General features: G+C 27.2%; 1 protein-coding gene. It reads left to right on the top strand.

Annotation, left to right across the window (positions count from 1 at the left end):
* Nucleotides 1-10: 10 nt before the first annotated feature.
* The coding region (locus ACTHW2_RS03870; protein WP_442262417.1) for a D-alanyl-D-alanine carboxypeptidase family protein at nucleotides 11-448 on the top strand (438 nt) is incomplete at its 3' end.

The following is a 448-nucleotide window of genomic DNA, read 5'->3' as shown; positions in this document are numbered from 1 at the left end:
TGAGAAAAGTATAAATATTGAAGGGTCGAGTATATATTTAGAAAAAAATGAAATATTGAGTTTACAAGATTTAATTTATGGATTAATGTTAAGATCTGGAAACGATTCTTCTGTAGCTATAGCTAATCATATTAGTAAAACAGAAAAGGAATTTGTTAATAATATGAATTATAAAGCTAAAATAATCGGTGCGGATAATACTAAATTTAAAAATCCACATGGTTTGGATGAGGCAGGACACTATTCCACAGCTTATGATTTAGCTATCATCACTAAGGAAGCATTAAAAAATGATGAATTTAAACAAATATTTAAAACTAAAACTCATAAAGCTCAAAGAGAAAAAAATGATATTTTTGTAAATAAAAATAAAACTCTATGGGAGTATGAGGGTGGAAATGGTGGTAAAACAGGATATACTTTAACTTCTGGTAGATGTTTGGTTTCT

This window comes from Tissierella sp., from assembly GCF_052089545.1.
Classification (GTDB): Bacteria; Bacillota; Clostridia; order Tissierellales; family Tissierellaceae; genus Tissierella_A.
This window is presented reverse-complemented; position numbering and strand designations above follow the sequence as displayed.